We start from the raw sequence: 18486 nt of genomic DNA, 5'->3' as shown, positions 1-18486 counted from the left end.
AACACCAACCCCCAACTGCCCTGGTCCTTCCTCACCCACACCGGCCTCACCCTCCACCCGCCAACCCCACCCAACTAACGAAAAGATCAGTAGGACCGCTGCGGGGTTGCGCCGTCCGGGCCCGGCGTCACGTCAGCACCAGCGCGTACGCGGGCAGTTCCATCCCCCGCCTCCGCCGCCACTGCCGCCACCACTGCTCGACGAGCCGCCCGACCCGCCCGGCAGGCCGTGCGGGAAGGCGCTGTTGCGGTGCCGGTCGCGGGGGAAGGGGTCGTGGTAGTCGGGGTCGCCGTCGTCGTCCCGGTCCGGCAGGCTCGGCCGGTCGCCGTCCGTCCGGCCGGGTTCGGGGCAGCCGTTGTCCGGGTGGGTCAGTTCGAGCGTCACCCCCGCGTCGGCGGTGACGTTCCCGCCCTTCGCCGGGTCGCTCGCGCACACCCGCCAGTCGTCGTACTCCCCCGTGTCGGGGAGCTGGTCGTTGACGTACGCCGCGGACGCCCTGACGCGGTCGGCCGGGACGGTCCCGAGGGCGGCGACCTCCTTGTGCGCCGTCCTCCAGGTCTTCCAGACCAGGTCCGGCATGGTCGGCCAGGGGATCGCGCCGCCGTCCTCCCGGGGGCAGGGGGCGCCCTTCTTCACCGCGCCGAAGTCGATCACCTTCGTGCCGGACGAGATCCAGCCGGTGCGCTGGAAACAGACGGTCCAGTTGAGCCGCATCCAGATGCTCTTGTCCTCGTCGGACGCGTCGTGCTCGTCCACCCCGAACCCGGCGGCCTCCGCGGCCTTCCGCGCGTCGTCCAGGGACATGCCCCGGTAGTCCTTCGCGGTGGGGCGGGGCCTGGGGGTCGGCGACGGCGAGGGCGGCGTCGTCCGGACCGGGACGCGCACCGTGTCCGCGCCCACCGCGGTCTTCCCGTCCGTCCGCGCCGCGGTGGGCGGCGTCCCGTCCTCGGGCGGGTCCGGGGCGACCGAGCCGAGCAGCGCGAGCGCCACCACGGTGGCGGCCACCTTCACGCCCCTGCTCCAGGAATGGTCCTTCCAGACCAGGACGATCGCGACGACCATCATCACGCATCCCAGGTACGGGCTGATCAGCCCCAGTACGGGGACGGCGAGGAAGAAGCCGACGCGGGCGCGGACGGTCAGCCACCAACGGGGGCCGGGGGCCGCCGGGTCCGGCGACGGAGGGGAGGGAACGGGCGGGCGGCTCATGGGCGGTGTCTTTTCCGGGACTGGGGCGTGACGGCCCGTGAGGTTCCCCGGGACATCTGTCGAGCGACCGCATCGTACTGAACCCGTGAGGGACGTCCTCCCACGGGCCCGGCGCCCGCCGCCCGCCCGTTCGCGCAGGCCACGCCGGGTGCGGGCCCCGGGGCGCGGGCGAGCCGGTCCCGGCCCCGCGCGGGGCGCCCGTACCAGGACCGCCGCCGTGACGGAGGCGGTCCTGGTGCGGGCGCCGGTGTCCCCGCCCGGGGCGACGGGGCCGGGCGGGGGCAGGGGTCAGACCGGGGACAGGACCGTCAGGAGGCGGGCGACCTCCCCGGCCACGGCCGCGCGGGCCGGGGCCAGGTAGTGACGGGGGTCGACCGTGTCGGGGTGGTCCGCGAGATGGGCGCGGACGGCCCCGGTGAACGCCTTGTTGAGGTGCGTGGAGACGTTCACCTTGGTCATGCCGGCCTGGACGGCGGCGGTGAGGTCCGCGTCCGAGACGCCCGAGGAGCCGTGCAGGACCAGCGGGACGTCGACCGCGGCGCGCAGGCGGGCGATGAGGTCGAAGTCGAGGACCGCGTCCCGCGTCAGCATCCGGTGGGAGCTGCCGACGGCGACCGCGAGGGCGTCGGCCCCGGTGGCGGCGACGAAGGCGCGGGCCTCCTCCGGGTCCGTGCGCACGCCCGGGGCGTGGGCGCCGCCCTTGCCGCCGACCTCGCCGAGTTCGGCCTCGACCCGGACGCCGTGGCGGTGGCACTCCTCCACGACCTCGCGGGTCGCGGCGACGTTCTCGTCGTAGGGGAGCTTCGAGGCGTCGAACATGACGGAGCTCAGGCCGAGTCCGATCGCCTCGCGGACGAGGTCGGGGTTCTCGGCGTGGTCGAGGTGGACGGCGACCGGGACCTTGGCGGCGCGGGCGACGGCCAGGGAGGCGAGGGCCACCGGTTCCAGGGCGCCGTGGTAGCGGACGGTGTTCTCGCTGATCTGGAGGACGACCGGCCGGTCGGCGCTCTCCGCGCCGGCGACGATGGCCTGGGCGTGTTCGAGCTGGAGGACGTTGAACGCCCCCACTCCGGTGCCCGCCGCGCGGGCGCGGCGGGTGATCTCGTCGGTGGGCGTCAGCGGCATGGTTCCTCTTCTCCCGGGCTGCGTTCGGCGGTGGGGCGGGGCTCAGGCATGGACGCCGGAGAGGACCACGGAGCGGGTCAGGTTGCGGGGGGTGTCCGGGTTCAGGCCGCGCGCCTCGGCGACGGCGACGGCGAGCCGCTGGGCCCGGACGAGGTCCGCGAGCGGGTCGAGGTCGCTCTCGGAGAGGACGCCGCCGACCTTCCGCACGTCTTCCGCGAGCCCGGCGGGAAGGGTGCCGAAGCCCCAGGCGACCCGGCCGGGGCCGGTGATGCTGATCGGGCCGTGGCGGTACTCCATCGCCGGGTACGCCTCCGTCCACGCGCCCGCCGCCTCGCGCATCTTCAGGCCGGCCTCCAGGGCGAGTCCGTAGGTCCAGCCGGAGCCGAGGAAGGTGAACTGCTCGGCCGTGCGGACGTTCTCGTCCAGCGGGGCGGCGAGCGCCCGCTCGGCGTCGCGGGCGGCCTCCTCGACGGTGGCCACCCCCTCGGGGAGGGCGTCCTCGGCCTCCAGGTGGGCGCGGAAGAGGGCGAGCGCGGTGGTGGCGAACCGGGTCTGGACGACCGACTCCTCGTCCGCGAAGTCCAGGACGGCGACCTCGTCGGCGAGGTCCATCACCGGGGTGGCGGGGTCCGCCGTGATCGCGCCCGTGGGCACGGTGCCGCGCAGCCGGGAGAGGACGGCGAGCACCTCGCTGGTGGTGCCGGACCGGGTGATCGCCACGACCCGGTCGTAGTGACGGCCGTGGGGGAACTCGGAGGCCGCGAAGGCGTCGGTCTCGCCGTGGCCGCCGGTCTCGCGCAGTTCGGCGTAGGCCAGGGCCATGAACCAGGAGGTGCCGCAGCCGATCACCGCGACCCGTTCGCCCCGCCGGGGAAGGGCGGCGGTGTGCTGGGGCAGGGTGCGGGCCGCCTGTCGCCAGGTCGCCGGCTGGGAGTCGATCTCCAGGGCGGTGCGGGTGGTGCTCATGCCGGTCTCCTTGCAGAAGTGCTGCGAGTTTTTGAAAGAAGATGCGCGAAGCTCTCATCATTCAAGCAGAAGCGAGCACATTTCTTCCAGAACTTTCACGCCCCGGCGGCTAGAATCGGACGCTCGCACGACCGGGAGGGAGGGACCCATGTCCAAGCACGAGCGGTGGAACGCGCTCCTCGAACTACTGGCGGTCTCGGGGAAGGTCGAGGTGGAGGAGGCCGCGGCCGCCCTCGACGTCTCGGCGGCCACGATCCGCCGGGACCTCGACGAGCTGGCCGGGCAGCGACTCCTGGCACGGACGCGGGGCGGCGCGGTCGCGCACGGCGTGTCGTACGAACTTCCCCTGCGGTACAAGTCGGCGCGCCGCGCACCGGAGAAGAAGCGGATCGCGGAGGCGGCGGCCGGCCTGGTCGCCCCCGGCGAGGTGGTCGGGCTCAACGGCGGCACGACGACGACGGAGGTGGCGCGGGCGCTGGCACTGCGATGCGCGGGCGGACGCGACGAGGCCCCGGGATCGGCGGGGTCCGCCGGACCGGCCCTGACCGTGGTCACCAACGCGCTCAACATCGCGGGCGAGCTGGCGGTGCGCCCCCAGATCAAGATCGTCGCCACGGGCGGTGTCGCGCGCCCGCAGACCTACGAGCTGGTCGGCCCGCTGGCGGCCGGGGTGCTCGACGAGGTCGTGCTCGACGTGGTGGTCCTCGGCGTCGACGGGATCGGTGCCGAACTGGGCGCGATGGCGCACCACGAGGACGAGGCGAGCATCAGCAGGCTCTTCGTGGAGCGGGCCAGCCGGGTCGTCGTGGTCACCGACTCCTCGAAGCTGGGACGCCGGGCGTTCGCGCGGATCTGCGGTCTGGAGCGGATCGACGTGCTGGTGACGGACACCGACATCGCCCCGGAGGCGGTCTCCCGGCTCACCGAGGCCGGGGTGAAGGTCCTCACCGCCTGATCCCGCCGCACCCGTCGGCGCGCGGCGGGACCGGCACCCGGCCCGGAACCCCCGGGCTCCGGGGGCCGACCCGGCGGTCGCCGCACGTCCGCACGTCAGCACGTCAGCACGTCCGGGGTGCCCCTCCCCCGCCCTGCCGCTCCGGCGTCCGGACGGCGGCGTCAGCGGCCGGCGTGCGCGGCCCGCCGGATCGTGGCGTCGAGGAGGGCCACGGCGTCGGCGGCCGTACGGCCGGGGGCGCGGTTCCACGGGCCGATGAGGTCCCGCCATCCCCGCGACCGGAGTTCGGTCATGATCCAGGCGGCGGCCTCGTTCATGGTGTCCGCACCGCCGTAGCCGAGGCGGTGGGCGGCGAGGAGGGCCCCGCAGACGCACCGGGCCCCGCGCCTGTTCCGCAGTTTGTACGGGGCGTTCTGCCAGCCCCACTCCGTCAGGACGAGGCGCGCGTAGCCGAGGTGGACCGAGGGGCGCAGCTCGGCCCGGCCGATGCGGCGCCAGGCGTGCAGGCGGTCCGGCAGCACGGCCCCGAGCCGTCCGGGGAGGCGGCGCTCGGCGGGGAGGGGCGCGGGCAACGCGTCGAGCGCGTCGGCCACGAGCCGGTCCACCGGCACGCTGAGCAGGTCCCGCCAGCTCCGCTCCCGCGACGGAGCCGACGCGGGCGGTTCCCCCGTCGTCCAGTCGGTGACGATCCGCTGCCAGACGGCGGTCTCGTAAAGGGCGGCCGCCTCGCGGTCGAGGGCGTCGGGGCAGGTCAGGGGGGCAGGGCCGGGCGAGGGGGCGGAGGGGGACATCGGGGCGGCTCCTGGGTCGGGCCTTCCATCCTCCAGGAGAAATGTCCGCTTTGCCAGCTATGGCAGCACGTGTCATGGAATGCAGATAAAGCAGTCATTCGATGAATGAATACCCCCTCGGGAACTTTCATCCCCTTTACGCCGAACAAGGGAAACACGGCGCATATAGGACATAGTCGTTCGGGTGACGCGACTCACTCCCCGGGTCCCACGATCTGCCGCGCCCCTCCCCGGACCCTTGCCGCACAAGGAGATTCGGCGCCCCCGCCATCCGGTCGATCTTGACCGGAACGAATGCGGAGATCCTTTACCGAAGAGCGCCGCATTGATCCTCTTGTTATTCGTCGCATTGCTGGCCTACGGTCACCTCCATTCGAGCGGAACGCCTAATCCTGCCGCCGCTCGGGAACCTTCCCTTTTCACCCGACGGCAGGAGCGGGGGACCCACGAATACGCCGGTCCGGAATCCGGAACGGCTCGGGGTGAAGCCGCGTGCTCGCGGCCGGACATCTCCCGTCCGAACCCGACAGCTCACCCCGCAGGCGCCGGAGAGGAATCCGTCATGCCCGCACACGGCAAGCACCGCCGCCCCCGCCGCATCCACATCTCCCGTGGTATGGCCCTGATCGGTACAGGTGGGGCCGCTCTGACCCTGCCGCTGATCGTGCCCGCCACGGCCGGCGCCACGCCCGCCACCGGAACGCCGGACATCGCGGCCACGGTGTTCACCGCCCCCGCCGCACCGGCGACCGCCACCACTCCGGCCGCCCCGGCCGCCACGCGCACCTACACCGTCACGAGCGGTGACTCGCTTTCCCTGATCGCCCGCAAGAAGGGAATTCAGGGGGGCTGGAAGAGCCTTTACCGCGCCAACCGGAGCGTCGTGGGTGACAATCCGTCACTCATTCACCCCGGCCTGGAACTGACGATTCATCGGAATTCCGCGAAGATCGCCCCCGGGCAGGCGGAGACCGGGAGCGGGACCGGGACGAAGGCCGCCCCGAAGGCGAAGAATTCCTCTTCGGCCGAACGGGCGAAGCCTTCCGAGCGCCGCACGGCCACCCCGGCCGTCGCCACCGGCACGGGCGCCTCCGGCGCCGCGGCCACCCCCGCCGTCGCCCGCGCCGTCCCCGCCCGGGTTCAGGCGGCTGCTGCCACCGGCTACGCCGACAACCTCGACGGCTGGATCCGCGAGTCGCTGGACGTCATGGCCCGGCACGGCATCCCCGGCTCCTACGAGGGAATCCACCGCAACGTCATGCGGGAGTCCTCCGGAAACCCGCTGGCCATCAACAACTGGGACATCAACGCCGTCAACGGCACCCCCTCGAAGGGCCTCCTCCAGGTCATCGAGCCGACCTTCCTCGCCTACCACGTGCCGGGCACGGCCATGGACCTGTACGACCCGGTCGCCAACATCACCGCCGCCTGCAACTACGCGGCCGACCGCTACGGCTCCATCGACAACGTCAACGGGGCGTACTGACCTCCCGTGCGCGGAAGTGCCCGGTGAACCAGGAGGCGGCGAGCTCCGCCACCTCCTCCAGGGCACCGGGCTCCTCGAAGAGGTGGGTGGCGCCCTCCACGACGGCCAGCCGGTTCTCGCAGCGCAGCAGGGACCGGGCCCGCCGGTTGAGGTCCAGGACCAGCGGGTCCTCGCCGCCCACCACCAGGAGGGTCGGGGCCCGCACCCGGCCCAGGTGGTCGGCGGCCAGGTCCGGCCGGCCACCGCGCGAGACGACGGCGCCGACGGTCGACCCGGGGGCCGCCGCCGCCCGCAACGCGGCCGCCGCTCCCGTACTCGCGCCGAAGTAGCCGAGCGGGAACTCCGCGCCGAGCCGTCCGGCCAGCCAGTCCGTGGCCCCGGTGAGCCGGCCGGCGAGGAGCGCGGTGTCGAAGACCCGTGCCCGGTCGGCCGACTCCTCCTCGGTCAGCAGGTCGAACAGGAGGGTCCCCAGACCGGCCCCGCCGAGCGCCTCGGCGACGGCCCCGTTCCGCGGGCTGTGGCGACCGCTGCCGCTGCCGTGGGCGAACAGGACGACGCCGACGGCCCCTTCGGGTACGGCGAGACGACCGGCGAGAGCGGTTCCCCCGACCGGTATCCGCACCTCCGCCTGTCCCGGGGCGGGGGCGCGGACCTCCGCGCCCCGGACGCCGTGCCCGTGCGCGGTCCGGCTCCGGTCCAGGCAGGCGAGCACCTCGGCGTCCGGCGTCTGCGGGAAGTCCCGGTAGAACTGGCCGACCGCCCGGAACCCCTCCGGCGCGTGGAGGCAGACGGTCTCGTCGGCCTCGCCGGCGAGGCGAGCCGTCCAGCCGGCCGGTGCGACCGGGACCGCGAGGACGATCCGGGCCGCGCCCCGCGCGCGGACCACCCGGCAGGCGGCCACGGCCGTGGCTCCGGTGGCCAGCCCGTCGTCGACGACCAGCACCGTCCGGCCGTCCAGCGGCACGGAGGGACGGCTGCCCCGGTAGCGGCGGGCCCGCTGCTCCAGTTCGGCGAGTTCGCGCTCCTCCACGACGACGAGGCCGCGGCCGTCCACGCCGGCCTCGCGGAGCACCCGTTCGTTGAGCACCCGTACACCGCCCTCGCCGAGCGCGCCCATCGCCACCTCGGGCCGCCGCGGCACGCCCAGCTTCCGGACGAGGCAGATGTCGAGCGGCGCGTCGAGGGCGGCGGCGACCTCGACCGCCACCGGCACGCCCCCGCGCGGGAGGCCGAGGACCACGACGTCGTCGCCCTCGAAACGGTCCAGCCGGGCGGCGAGCCGCCGTCCCGCGTCGCCGCGATCGACGAAGAACATGGGGCACCGCCCTTCCGCCCGGGCGGAAGGGCCCCCACGGGGATCCGGAAGGAATCCGTTCCGCGCCGCTCGCCCGGACCGGGAAGGGACGGCGGGCCCGTCCCCTTCCGCCCTTCCAGGGTAGGACGCGCGGCCCGCCGGGGCCGGGGCACCTCCTTTCGCGGGACGGGGAGGCGGCGCCGCGACGGTGAGGGACCGGGGGTCGGCGCCCGGGGCGAGGACGCCCGGTGCGAAGCCCCGCAGGGCGGGCGTGACCTCGCCCGGTCCGATCGGGTTGCCCACCTCGCTCCTCGTACCGGAGGACGGGTACGCGCCGGGGCGGCGGCCCGGCACGCGACGGGCGCGGGCGGACGGTCACTCGTGCGCGGGCGCCGCCTGGGGGATTCGGACGGCGGGCGGCACCTTCTGGGGGCGTCCGCCGCTCCCCGGCGGCCCGGTCCCGCGCACGGGGCCGGGAGAACCGTTTCCGTACGGCTGGGAGGGAAGGCGTCCGTCACCCGGTCGGGCCCGTGGCGCTGGTCGGAGGGCGTGCCGCCGGGGAGGCTGGGGGCTGCCGTGCCGATCAGGCCGGACCAGTCAGGGCGGCAGCCCGAGGAGGACACGTGCAGCAGGACAAGCAGCCCGAGTACGGCCCCGTGGTCTTCCGCGACCGCTCGGCCGGGTACGCGTTTCTCACCCGTTCCACCGCGACCAGCGACCGGACCATCGAGTGGGACGACGGCAACACGTATCCCGTGATCGACGTCGAGATCTCCTCCGAGAGCCACCCGTTCTACACGGGCAAGGCCCGGACGGTGGACACGGAGGGCAGGATCGCCAGGTTCGAGCGGCGTTTCGGGGAGCGGGGTCCCTCCGGGGACTGAGCCCTCCGGGCACTGCCGCCCACACGCGCGGCGGGGCGGGGACGCGTGTCCGCGTTCCCGCCCCGGCCGGATGGGCGAGCGGGGGCACGGGGCCCTCCGCTCGGCTCCGGAAGGCGATCAGACCTTCACGACGCCGGATTCCGAGACCTTGATGGTGGCGCTGGTGGCACCGGAACGGGAGCCGAGACCCTCGATCTTCTTGACCAGGTCCTGGCCCTCGACGACCTCGCCGAAGACGACGTGCTTGCCGTCGAGCCAGTCGGTGACGATCGTGGTGATGAAGAACTGCGAGCCGTTGCTGTCCGGGCCGGCGTTGGCCATCGAGAGCAGGAACGGGCGGTCGTGCTTCAGCTGGAAGTTCTCGTCCGCGAACTTCTCGCCGTAGATGCTCTTGCCGCCGGTGCCGTTGCCCCGGGTGAAGTCGCCGCCCTGGAGCATGAACTGCGGGATGACGCGGTGGAACGGGGAGCCGGCGTAACCGAAGCCGTGCTCACCGGTGGCGAGCTCGCGGAAGTTCCGCGCCGTCTTCGGGACGACGTCGTCGAACAGCTTGAAGACGATGCGTCCCGCGGGCTCGTCGTTGATGGAGATGTCGAAGTACACGTTGTCGCTCATGGGGTCCATCCTGTCATTACTCGCGCGCCGGGCGCGCACGGGCCGCCCCTCCCGTGTCACGGCACGCCGGTGCCCCGCCGCCCGTGGGGCGCGGGGCACCGTTCGCGTCGTCGGACGCCGGGCGGACGGGGCGGGGTCAGAGCAGTCCGCCGGCCTCCGGGGCCGGGAGGGTGCCTTCGGCCCCCTGGACGGTGTCGTGGAGGACGCTCTCGACGCCCCGGTCCTCCTGGAGGAGGCCGGTGGCGCCCCCGAGCGGGCTCTCGACGGCGGCGTTCGCCTGCGGCGGGGGCGTGACGAGGGCGGTGACGACGCCCGCGGCGAGGGAGGCGATGGCGAGCATGCTGCGCTTCTTCATGGCCTGGTCAACTGTGGAGCGGCCGGGAGGGTTACGGGCGTGACCGGATCGGACGCGTGCCGGGGCCGGCCCGGCGCCGTGTCCAGGTGAGCAGCAGCAGGGAGGCCACCGCGGCGAGGGCGCACCAGGTGGAGACAAACTCGGTGGTCCAGAGGAGGGCGCAGACGGCCGCCCCGGCCCCGGTCAGGAGTCCGAGGAGCCGCAGGAGCCGGTCGCGGGCGAGGAGCAGGGCGCCGACGGTGGCGAGGAGGTACGCGGCGAGGACCGGGGGCGCGTACGGCAGGTCGACGGCGTAGCCGAGGGTGTGGCCGCGGATCTCGGCGGTGACGGGGCGGGTGGCGAGCCGGTGGGCGAGGTACCCCGAGGTCGCGAGGCCGAGGACGAGTGGCGCCAGGAGGCGCGGCCGGTCGGCGGGGCGGGCCGCGGCCAGGACGCCGGCCGGCACCCAGAGGGGCAGCAGGGGCAGGGCGACGACGGCCCAGGCGAGGGTGGCGGGCCCGGCCCCGCCGCCGCCGTGCCAGACGGCGGCCTCCAGGAGCTGGTGGGCGCCGAGGAGCAGGGGCAGGGCGGCGAGCGGCGCGTCCCCGGGACGGCGTACGGAGGCGAGGGAGGCCACGCCCGCGGCGCCGATCCCGAGGCCCGCCCAGAGGTCGGCCGTCGCGCTCCAGCACATGGCGCACTTCTACCGCACGCCGGGCGGCTCCGTACGGCCGCGGCCGGTGCCGTCCGGCGTGCGGTGCGGGGCGCGGCCGGGCCGCGCGGGCGGCCGGGCCGCCGTACCACCGGGGGTCAGCCCTGCTCGGGGCCGTCCTCCAGGTACACGGACGTGCCGGTCGCGCGGGCGCGGTCGACCGCCGCCAGGCGGGTGAATTCGACCGGCTCCATCTCCCGCTCCCACTCGTCGAGGGTGCGCAGGCGGTACTCGCTGTGCTCGTGCGGGTCGAGGACGACGGCGGCGATCTGCTCGTCCGTCAGCCCGCCGCCGTCGAAGACGAAGCCGATGTGGTTGGCGGGCCACTCGTCGCCCCGGTCGGTCGTGAAGTGGGTGACGAGGAGGCGGGGTTCTCCGGTGAAGGTGATCCCGGTCTCCTCGTGGCACTCGCGCACCGCCGTCTCCCAGGGGGTCTCCCCCGGGTCCATGTTGCCGCCGGGCCACTGCCACAGCCCGGAGTCGTAGGTGGAGCGCAGCTGGAAGGGGCGGCCCCGGGTATCGGTGAAGTAGAGGCAGGCGTACGCCGTCGCTCTCGGCAGGGTCGCGACGTACTCGGCGGGCGGCAGCCAGGTGTGCGTCATGGGCGGCTCTCTCTCGGCGGAGCGGTGGACGTCCCCATCCAAGCGGCCCGGAAGGGTCCGGCCGGCCGCTCGCGGGCGGATCACCGGATCGTGTGAGCGTGCTCCCGCGCGACCGGGCGGTGCCGGGGCCGGGTCACGCGCCGTTCGGCCGGCGGCGGCGCAGGCGGCGCCCGACGAGGTGTTCGTGGACGAGACGGCCGACGAGGGCGCTCCCGTACACGACGAAGCCGACGCCGACGAGCCAGGACTGGAGGACGAGGACGGTGCCGAACTCGCCGTACGTCACCGTGTTCGAGGCGATGAGGGGGGAGAAGACGATCTGGGAGAAGAGCCGCAGGCCGAGCAGGCCGAGCGCGGTGAGGACGGCCCCGGGGGCGAGCGCGCGCCAGCTGATGCGGCCGCAGAGGAGGAGGCGCTGGGACCACCAGAAGAAGACGAAGGTGCCGGCGAGGTCCCCGAGGGCGACGGCGGCGGTGACGGCGGCGGAGGCGTTCTCGGGAGCGGGGAAGGCGACGAAGAGGAGGAGGGCCGCGACGAGGACGGCGAGCCAGACGACGTGCCGCCACATGGTGTGCCAGCGGGCGGTGGGGAGGTCCCAGACCCGTTCGTACCCGGTCTGCACGGCGGAGCCGAAGGTGACGCCGAAGGCGGCGAGGGCGGCGAGGCCGAAGGCGGTGGTGCGCTGGAGGGCCTGTCCCGGCTGCCCGAAGAGCCGTTCGACCTCTTCCTGGGAGACCTCGGAGACGCCGAGGCCTTGGATGAGCCAGCGGGCGAAGCCCTGGCCGCTGGCGAGGTCGGCCGCCGCGACGACGATGAGGAGGGGGACGAGGGTGAGCAGGCTGAGCGCCGCGAAGCCCATGGCGCGGTGCATGAGCTCCATGGCGCGGCCCCGGTTCCACGCGACGGCGGCGGAGGAGGAGGCGACACGGGCGTGGAGCCGCGGGAACCAGTGGCCGTGTTCGGTGGGGGCACCGTCGTGCGGCGGACCGGGTGTGGGGGGCATGCCACGTGAGGTACCCGGCCGGGCGGCACGGCATCGCGGGATGCGGCCGAACGGGTGGGGCGGGGGTGACGGGCGCCGGGGGGGGGCGGGGGCGGTCCGGGCCGCCGGGAGGAACGACCCGGCCGGTTGTACGACGGGCGGTCCTTCGAACTAGCGTGGCACCCATGGAACTCTTGGGAGAGATCGCGGCCGACCGCCCCCTGCTGGTCCTCGCCGTCAAGGAGGAGGCGCAGTTCCTCGACACGGAGCTGCCGGTCCTGCTCACCGGCATGGGCAAGGTGAACGCCGCGACCGCCCTCGCGACCGTGCTCGGCCGGGGGCCCCGGCCGTCCGGGATCGTCAACCTGGGGACGGCCGGGGCCCTGCGTCCCGGTCTGACCGGGACGCACGTCGTCGGCACCGTGGTGCAGCACGACTTCGACGGCCGGCTGCTCGCGATGCTCACGGGCGAGTCGTACGGGGCGCCGCTGACGCTGCCGGACGGCGGCGACACGGTCCTGGCGACCGGGGACACGTTCATCTCGGACGAGGCCGCCCGTGCCCGGCTCGCGGAGCGGGCGGCCCTCGTCGACATGGAGGGGTACGCCCTCGCGCACGTCGCCGCGACGGCCGGGGTGCCGCTGCGCCTGGTGAAGCACGTCAGCGACGAGGCCGGGGAGGGCGCCGCGCGCACCTGGCGCGATTCGGTCGCCGGGTGCGCGCGGGTGCTGGCCGACTGGGCACGGGCGAACGTCCCGTACCGCCCCTGAGGTTCTCCTCCGCTCCCGGGGCCCCGGGGCGCCGGCCGGGGGCTTCGTGTACGGACCCGGTGGCGCGGCACGGGGCCCGTCCGTCAGGCCCCGGCCGGTGGGCACCGTGTCCCCGCCCGCGCCCGGCCCGGTCCCGGTCACGGCTCCTCGCCCTCGACGGCCGGACGGCGGAAAACGGCCGGACCGGCGGGGCGCAGCCCGGCCGGGGTCTCGGGGGAGATCGCGGGCCGCCAGGTTGCCGGGTCGATGCGGCCGTTGTAGAGGGGCAGCTCCAGGGGGGTGTCGCCGGGGGCGAAGTGGTCCCAGGGCCAGGAGTCGCCGCCGGTGCCGTGCTTCCTCGCGGCGGGGACGCGGTCGAGGTCGACGACGGCGAGCAGAGTGGTGTCCTCCGTGCCGACGGCGGCGGCCTGGACGTGTCCCTCGGGGTCGATCAGAAGGCTCCGGCCCTCGGCGGTCGGGGCGGCCCCGTTCACGCTGGCCACCCAGATCTGGTTGACGATGGCGTTCGCCAGGTTGACCGGGATCTCCTGCGCGCGGCCGGTCGTGGTGGTCTGCACGAGGTTGAGGACGAGTTCGGCGCCCATCCAGGCGAGGTGCCGGGTGACCTCCGGGTACCAGCTGTCGTAACAGATCGACAGGCCGATCCTGCCGGTGCCGGGCATGTCGAAGACGACGAACTCCCGGCCCGCGCACATCGGCTCGTAGGGGCGCCAGGTGAAGATCTTCCGGTAGGTCGCGACGAGTTCGCCCCGCGGGTCGTAGACCACGGCCGTGTTGTAGACGTTCCCGTCCTCGTCCCGTTCCAGGACGGTGCCGGGGACGAGCCAGATCCCCAGCTCGCGGGCGAGGCCGGAGAGGGCCTTTCCGCGCGGGCCGTCGAGGGGCTGGGCGTGGGCCGCGTAGTACTCCTCGACGTCCGCGGCGGCTCCCGCCGGGCACAGGTGCAGCTCGGGGTAGACGACCAGCTCCGCCGCGTTGGGCGACTTCATGCGGGCCCGCAGCCCGTCGGCGAACTGGTCGAGGTTCTCCTCGGACGTCTGGACGAGGGCGACACGGAGGTACCTGCTCACGGGGTTCCTGATTCGTCGGGCGGAAGGAAACCGGACCGGAAGAGAGGGATCCGGGTCGGGCGCGGACCACGGAACCCGATGCGAAACAGTGTTGTCAATACTGTTGCCAACTTCTGGTGGTCATCCGTTGTAGGGTCGTGGACCGGCAGCCCGGAGCGGCCCCGACCGAGGAGAGCGATGGCGAAGAGGACCGCGACCGGGGACTCCCGGAGCGCCGGGGAGGAGACCGGCGGGCCGCGCCGGCGGCGGGCGCGCAGGAGTCTGCGTCCGGAGGAGGCCGTGGAGGCCGCGTTCCGGGTCGCCGAGCGGGACGGCCCCACCGGCCTCACCATGCGTCGGCTCGCACAGGAACTCGACGTCGACGTGACCGCGCTCTACCGGCTGTTCCGCGACAAGGACGAACTCCTGATCGCCCTGTGCGAGCGCACCATCGAGCTGGCGCTCGACGAGATCGGCGAGACGCCCGGGACGGAGTCCTGGCAGGATGCGCTGCGCCGCGTCGCCGAGGTCACGTGGCGGGTCCAGACCCGCTACCCGGCGATCACCACCCTGACCTTCGCCCGTACCACCGGAGGGCCCGCCGAACACCGGATGGTGGAGCTGCTCCTCTCCGGCTTCGCCCGCTCGGGACTCGCTCCCGACCGGGTGGCGCTGTTCTACCGGACCTTCGTCGAGACGGTCCTCGGGCTCTGCGCCGGCTCCGCCGCGCTCCTCTCGCTCCCCCCCCGAGGACCGCGCCAAGGACGCCGCCACCTGGACCCGGTTCTACACCCGGCTGCCGGCCGCGGACTGTCCGGCGACCCGGGCACACGCCGAAGCGCTGGCCCTGGTCGACGAGAAGGCGGTCTACGACACGGCCGTCGAAGCCGTTCTGACCGCCGCCGAACAGGCGGCCCGCCACCGGGCGGGACCCGGCGGGCACCCGGGGAGCGCCGGGGTCCCGGAGGCGTAGGGCCGGCGGGCCCCGGTCTCCTCGCGGCCGTACGCCGGACCGCCGGGCGGGGCCCTCGCCGCCGTCGTGACCCTCGCGCCCCTCGCCGTCCTCGTCCACGGGCCCCGTCCACCGGGACCGGGCAGACGGTGCCCGCTCCCTGCCGTGCCGCGGTCCGTTAGACTGGCGGCAGCGAAGGGGAGTAGCCCCGCGAACCGGTCGTCGACACACTGGAACCCCCGGGTTCCCGGTGGCCGGGTCCACGGACGACGTGGACGGGCGAGACCTTCGGCCAGGCATCAACCACGCCCGCGCTTCCGTGGGCGTGGTCCGTCATGCCGGGCCGAGTGGTCCTCCCGTCGCCCGCCGAGGCGTCGTACGGGCCCGGGGCCCGGACCGAGCAGAGAGCCCCGGTATGCACCTCGACCCCTTGGCGATCCTCACCGCCTTCGGGCTGATCTTCCTCGCCGAACTTCCCGACAAGACGATGTTCGCGTCCCTCGCCATGGGAACGCGCATGCGTCCCCTGTACGTGTGGATCGGCACCTCCACCGCCTTCCTGGCCCACGTCGCCATCGCCGTCGGCGCCGGCAGCCTGCTCGGGCTGCTCCCGGGGTGGATCGTCAAACTCGTCTCGGCGCTGCTGTTCGGCTTCGGCGCCTTCATGCTGCTGCGCGGCGGGGACGACGACGAGGACGACGACACCGGCGGCCGGACGGTCACCGGCTTCTGGCCCGTCTTCTCGACCGCGTTCACCGCCGTCTTCATCAGCGAGTGGGGCGACCTGACCCAGATCACCACCGCCAACCTGGCCGCCACCAACGGCACCTGGTCCACGGCGATCGGTTCGCTCGCCGCCCTGATGAGCGTCTCCGCCCTCGCCCTGGTCGCGGGGCGCTTCATCGCGAAGCGCGTCCCCCTCAAGACCGTCCAGCGCGTCGGCGGCGTGTGCATGGCGGGGCTCGCGATCTGGTCCCTGGTCGAGGTCTTCACCGGCTGACGCCTTCCGCCCGGAACGGGCCCGTACGGACTCCGGCCGGGGTCCGTACGGGCCCGTTCGGCGTCCCCGGGCCGGGAGGGGGCGGGGCCCGGCCCCCGGGGAATCCGCCTGCCGCCCGGCCGGGTGCGTCCCGCCGGGCGCGCCGGGTCCGGCGGACGCACCCGGCGGCGAGCGCTCCGGAAACGGCGCCGTCCGGACCCTTGAGGAAGAACTGAATCACTGCTTCACTCCTTCCGTGCCCTACCGACGCACCCCCGCCGTCCAGGCCCGGCTCGACGCCCAGCGCGCCTCCGTCGTGGAGTCGGCGCTCGGACTGCTCGCCGAGCGGGGATACGCGGGCTGCACCGTGGCGGCCGTCGCCGCCCGGGCCGGGATCGCCACCGGCAGCGTGTACCGCCACTTCGACGGCAAGGCCGAACTCGCTGTCGAACTCTTCAGGACCGTGGTCCGCCGGGAGGTCGCGGCCGTCTCCGAGGCGGCCGGGCACCCCGCGCACCGCACGGCGGCCGAGCGGGTGGTCGCCGTGGTCGAGACCTTCGCCCGGCGCGCCCTGAAATCGCCGCGCCTCGCCTACGCGCTGCTCGCCGAGCCCGTCGACCCGGCCGTGGACGCGGAACGGCTCGTCTTCCGGCGCGCCTTCCGGGACGTGTTCGCCGCCCGGATCGCGGAGGGCGTCCGCGCGGGCGAGCTGCCGCCCCAGGACCCCGTCCTGACGGCCTCGGCGCTGGTCGGAGCGGGCGCCGAGGCGCTCGTCGGTCCGCTGGCGGAGGGGTCCGTCGGCCCCGGCACCGTACCCGCACTCGTCACCTTCACCCTGCGAGCACTGGGAGCCCCCGATGCCGACCACGCATGAGGTCACCAACCAGGTCCCCCCGCTGACCGGCCACGACGTCTCCGCCGACCCCGCGCTCCTGGAGTCGCTGCGCCGGGAGGGCGCCGGCTGGGCCGAGGCGGAGGTCCGCGCGCTGGGGGCGCGGGCCGGCGGCGCGGAGGCCCAGGAGTGGGGGCGGCTCGCCGAGCGCCACTCCCCCGTCCTCCACACCCACGACCGGTACGGCCACCGGATCGACGAGGTCGAGTTCCACCCGTACTGGCACTCCCTGATGGACGTGGCCGTACGGCACGGCCTGGGCGCCGCGCCCTGGCGCAACGAGCGGCCCGGCGCCCACGTGGCGCGCGCGGCCAAGGTGTTCGTGTGGGGGCAGGCCGACGCCGGTCACCTGTGCCCGGTCTCGATGACGTACGCCGCCGTGCCCGCGCTGCGCGTCCAGCCGGACCTCGCCGAGGTGTACGAGCCGCTGCTCACCTCCCCGTCGTACGACTTCGGGCTGCGGGTGCCGACGGAGAAGCGCGGGATCGTCGCCGGGATGTCGATGACCGAGAAGCAGGGCGGCTCGGACGTCCGGGCGAACACGACCCGAGCCGTTCCGGCGGGCGAGCCCGGTCTGTACGCGCTGACCGGCCACAAGTGGTTCACCTCGGCCCCCATGTCCGACGTCTTCCTCACCCTCGCACAGGCGCCCGGCGGTCTCTCCTGCTTCCTGGTGCCGCGCGTCCTGCCGGACGGCACCCGCAACGCGATCCGCCTCCAGCGCCTCAAGGACAAGCTGGGGAACCGGTCGAACGCCTCGTCCGAGATCGAGTACGAGGGCGCCCTCGGCCGACTGGTCGGTGAGGAGGGGCGCGGTGTGGCCACCATCATCCGGATGGTCAACATGACGCGGCTCGACTGCGCGATCAGCTCGGCCTCCGGGATGCGCCTCGGGCTCGTGCACGCGGTCCACCACGCCACGCACCGCCGGGCGTTCGGGGCCCGGCTCGTCGACCAGCCGCTGATGCGGAACGTCCTGGCCGACCTGGCCGTGGAGGCGGAGGCGGCCACGCTCGCGGCGCTGCGGCTCGCCGGGGCGGTGGACCGGGCGGCGCGCGGCGACGCGGAGGAGGAGCAGCTGCGGCGGCTCGGCCTCGCGGTCACCAAGTACTGGGTGTGCAAGCGGGCGCCCGCGCACGCGGCCGAGGCCCTGGAGTGCCTGGGCGGCAACGGCTACGTCGAGGACTCCGGGCTGCCGAGGCTCTACCGGGAGTCGCCGCTGCCCTCCGTCTGGGAGGGGTCGGGGAACGTGGCCGCGCTCGACGTGCTGAGGGCGATGACCCGTCAGCCGCAGGCGGTGGAGGCGTTCTTCGCGGAGGTCGACCGGGGCGCGGGCGCCGACCGGCGCCTGGACGCGGCGGTCGCCGGGCTCCGCAAGGACCTCGCGGCGCTCGGCGACCCCGACGCGGCGGCGTACGGCGCGCGACGGCTCGTGGAGCGTCTCGCCCTCGTGTTCCAGGGTTCGCTGCTCGTGCGGCACGGGAACCCGGCGGTGGCGGACGCGTTCTGCGCCTCGCGGCTCGACGGCGACCGGGGCCTGGCCTTCGGCACGCTTCCGGCGGGCCCGGACACGGCGGCGATCATCGCGCGGAGCGGCCCGGGGGCGGACGCCTGAGGGACCGCCCCGTGGGGGACGGCGCCCGACGTGCGTCACTCCTGCCGTCGTCGCGGCGGGCGGGCGCACCGTCGCGCCGGTGGCCGGCAGCGCCTTCGGACCGCGCGGCGGACGCGTCGGGTAGCCCTTCGGGAGCATCCGCCGGGTGGGGAGTCGCGCCGAGGGCGCTTCCCGGGTCGGCCGGCCCCGGCCCGGGGCCGGCCGGGGGTCCCGACTTGCGTCCCCGTCGTCGCGCGGGAGGCTGGGAACACCCGCCCGCGCCCCGCAGGGAGAG

19 protein-coding genes and 1 riboswitch are annotated in these 18486 nt (G+C 74.6%); of the genes, 8 read left to right on the top strand and 11 right to left on the bottom strand.

The window, feature by feature from the left end:
- Positions 1 to 132: 132 nt before the first annotated feature.
- The 3 genes from ACZ6AQ_RS26240 to ACZ6AQ_RS26230 form a co-directional block, all read right to left on the bottom strand.
- Positions 133 to 1209: a PASTA domain-containing protein gene (locus tag ACZ6AQ_RS26240; RefSeq protein WP_468762904.1), complete on the bottom strand. Its 1077-nt coding sequence runs from the start codon at positions 1207 to 1209 to the stop codon at positions 133 to 135.
- A gap of 288 nt (positions 1210 to 1497) precedes the next feature.
- A complete protein-coding gene (locus ACZ6AQ_RS26235; RefSeq protein WP_468762902.1) occupies positions 1498 to 2334 on the bottom strand; it encodes a class II fructose-bisphosphate aldolase in 837 nt (278 codons plus the stop codon).
- A 42-nt stretch (positions 2335 to 2376) separates the two neighbouring features.
- The gene (locus ACZ6AQ_RS26230; protein WP_468762900.1) at positions 2377 to 3300 is read right to left on the bottom strand and encodes an SIS domain-containing protein; all 924 of its coding nucleotides are present in this window, start codon (positions 3298 to 3300) and stop codon (positions 2377 to 2379) included.
- A 148-nt stretch (positions 3301 to 3448) separates the two neighbouring features.
- Between ACZ6AQ_RS26230 and ACZ6AQ_RS26225 the strand changes: the two genes are divergently transcribed.
- Complete coding sequence (locus ACZ6AQ_RS26225) at positions 3449 to 4255, top strand: DeoR/GlpR family DNA-binding transcription regulator (protein ID WP_468762898.1); 807 nt, start codon at positions 3449 to 3451, stop codon at positions 4253 to 4255.
- 161 nt (positions 4256 to 4416) lie between these two features.
- Here ACZ6AQ_RS26225 and ACZ6AQ_RS26220 read toward each other — a convergent pair whose 3' ends face one another.
- A complete protein-coding gene (locus tag ACZ6AQ_RS26220) occupies positions 4417 to 5046 on the bottom strand; it encodes a DUF6197 family protein (protein ID WP_468762896.1) in 630 nt (209 codons plus the stop codon).
- Between the two features lie 383 nt (positions 5047 to 5429).
- Positions 5430 to 5603: riboswitch (cyclic di-AMP (ydaO/yuaA leader) on the top strand.
- A 5-nt stretch (positions 5604 to 5608) separates the two neighbouring features.
- Here ACZ6AQ_RS26220 and ACZ6AQ_RS26215 point away from each other — a divergent pair.
- Positions 5609 to 6532, top strand: coding sequence for a LysM peptidoglycan-binding domain-containing protein (locus ACZ6AQ_RS26215; RefSeq protein WP_468762894.1), 924 nt, complete (start codon positions 5609 to 5611; stop codon positions 6530 to 6532).
- Here the strand turns inward: ACZ6AQ_RS26215 and ACZ6AQ_RS26210 are convergent.
- Positions 6516 to 7847 (bottom strand): phosphoribosyltransferase family protein, encoded by a 1332-nt coding sequence (locus ACZ6AQ_RS26210; protein ID WP_468762892.1) that lies wholly within the window; start codon positions 7845 to 7847, stop codon positions 6516 to 6518. The two genes, ACZ6AQ_RS26215 and ACZ6AQ_RS26210, sit on opposite strands and share 17 nt — an antisense overlap.
- A 602-nt stretch (positions 7848 to 8449) precedes the next feature.
- On the opposite strand from ACZ6AQ_RS26210, the gene ACZ6AQ_RS26205 reads away from it, so the two are divergent.
- Positions 8450 to 8710, top strand: coding sequence for a type B 50S ribosomal protein L31 (locus ACZ6AQ_RS26205; protein WP_468762890.1), 261 nt, complete (start codon positions 8450 to 8452; stop codon positions 8708 to 8710).
- A gap of 117 nt (positions 8711 to 8827) precedes the next feature.
- Here ACZ6AQ_RS26205 and ACZ6AQ_RS26200 read toward each other — a convergent pair whose 3' ends face one another.
- The 5 genes from ACZ6AQ_RS26200 to ACZ6AQ_RS26180 form a co-directional block, all read right to left on the bottom strand.
- Positions 8828 to 9325 carry a peptidylprolyl isomerase gene (locus ACZ6AQ_RS26200; RefSeq protein ID WP_468762888.1) on the bottom strand — a complete coding sequence of 166 codons (498 nt, stop codon included), beginning with the start codon at positions 9323 to 9325 and terminating at the stop codon, positions 8828 to 8830.
- 136 nt (positions 9326 to 9461) lie between these two features.
- The gene (locus ACZ6AQ_RS26195) at positions 9462 to 9680 is read right to left on the bottom strand and encodes a hypothetical protein (protein WP_388695470.1); all 219 of its coding nucleotides are present in this window, start codon (positions 9678 to 9680) and stop codon (positions 9462 to 9464) included.
- A 31-nt stretch (positions 9681 to 9711) separates the two neighbouring features.
- Positions 9712 to 10353: a DUF6629 family protein gene (locus ACZ6AQ_RS26190; RefSeq protein ID WP_468762886.1), complete on the bottom strand. Its 642-nt coding sequence runs from the start codon at positions 10351 to 10353 to the stop codon at positions 9712 to 9714.
- A 116-nt stretch (positions 10354 to 10469) separates the two neighbouring features.
- Positions 10470 to 10973: an NUDIX domain-containing protein gene (locus tag ACZ6AQ_RS26185; RefSeq protein ID WP_468762884.1), complete on the bottom strand. Its 504-nt coding sequence runs from the start codon at positions 10971 to 10973 to the stop codon at positions 10470 to 10472.
- Between the two features lie 133 nt (positions 10974 to 11106).
- Positions 11107 to 11976 (bottom strand): YhjD/YihY/BrkB family envelope integrity protein, encoded by an 870-nt coding sequence (locus ACZ6AQ_RS26180; RefSeq protein WP_388695463.1) that lies wholly within the window; start codon positions 11974 to 11976, stop codon positions 11107 to 11109.
- A 164-nt stretch (positions 11977 to 12140) separates the two neighbouring features.
- On the opposite strand from ACZ6AQ_RS26180, the gene ACZ6AQ_RS26175 reads away from it, so the two are divergent.
- A complete protein-coding gene (locus ACZ6AQ_RS26175) occupies positions 12141 to 12725 on the top strand; it encodes a nucleosidase (RefSeq protein WP_468762882.1) in 585 nt (194 codons plus the stop codon).
- A gap of 137 nt (positions 12726 to 12862) precedes the next feature.
- On the opposite strand, the gene ACZ6AQ_RS26170 is transcribed toward ACZ6AQ_RS26175, so the two are convergent.
- Entirely contained in the window at positions 12863 to 13795 is a 933-nt protein-coding gene (locus tag ACZ6AQ_RS26170) for a carbon-nitrogen hydrolase family protein (protein WP_468762880.1), read from the bottom strand.
- 177 nt (positions 13796 to 13972) lie between these two features.
- Here ACZ6AQ_RS26170 and ACZ6AQ_RS26165 point away from each other — a divergent pair, with 177 nt between their 5' ends.
- The 4 genes from ACZ6AQ_RS26165 to ACZ6AQ_RS26150 all read left to right on the top strand — a co-directional run bounded on the left by ACZ6AQ_RS26165 (position 13973) and on the right by ACZ6AQ_RS26150 (position 18212).
- Positions 13973 to 14908, top strand: a complete 936-nt coding sequence (locus tag ACZ6AQ_RS26165; RefSeq protein ID WP_468762878.1) for a TetR/AcrR family transcriptional regulator — start codon at positions 13973 to 13975, stop codon at positions 14906 to 14908.
- Between the two features lie 233 nt (positions 14909 to 15141).
- Positions 15142 to 15726 carry a TMEM165/GDT1 family protein gene (locus ACZ6AQ_RS26160; protein ID WP_467390967.1) on the top strand — a complete coding sequence of 195 codons (585 nt, stop codon included), beginning with the start codon at positions 15142 to 15144 and terminating at the stop codon, positions 15724 to 15726.
- Between the two features lie 235 nt (positions 15727 to 15961).
- Positions 15962 to 16579, top strand: a complete 618-nt coding sequence (locus ACZ6AQ_RS26155; RefSeq protein WP_468762875.1) for a TetR family transcriptional regulator — start codon at positions 15962 to 15964, stop codon at positions 16577 to 16579.
- Positions 16563 to 18212 carry an acyl-CoA dehydrogenase family protein gene (locus ACZ6AQ_RS26150; protein WP_468762873.1) on the top strand — a complete coding sequence of 550 codons (1650 nt, stop codon included), beginning with the start codon at positions 16563 to 16565 and terminating at the stop codon, positions 18210 to 18212. The genes ACZ6AQ_RS26155 and ACZ6AQ_RS26150 overlap by 17 nt, the downstream gene beginning before the upstream one ends.
- Positions 18213 to 18486 lie beyond the last annotated feature (274 nt).

This window comes from Streptomyces sp. NPDC041191, from assembly GCF_055591945.1.
The sequence above is the reverse complement of the archived record's forward strand: the minus strand, read 5'-3'. Positions and strand labels throughout refer to the sequence as shown.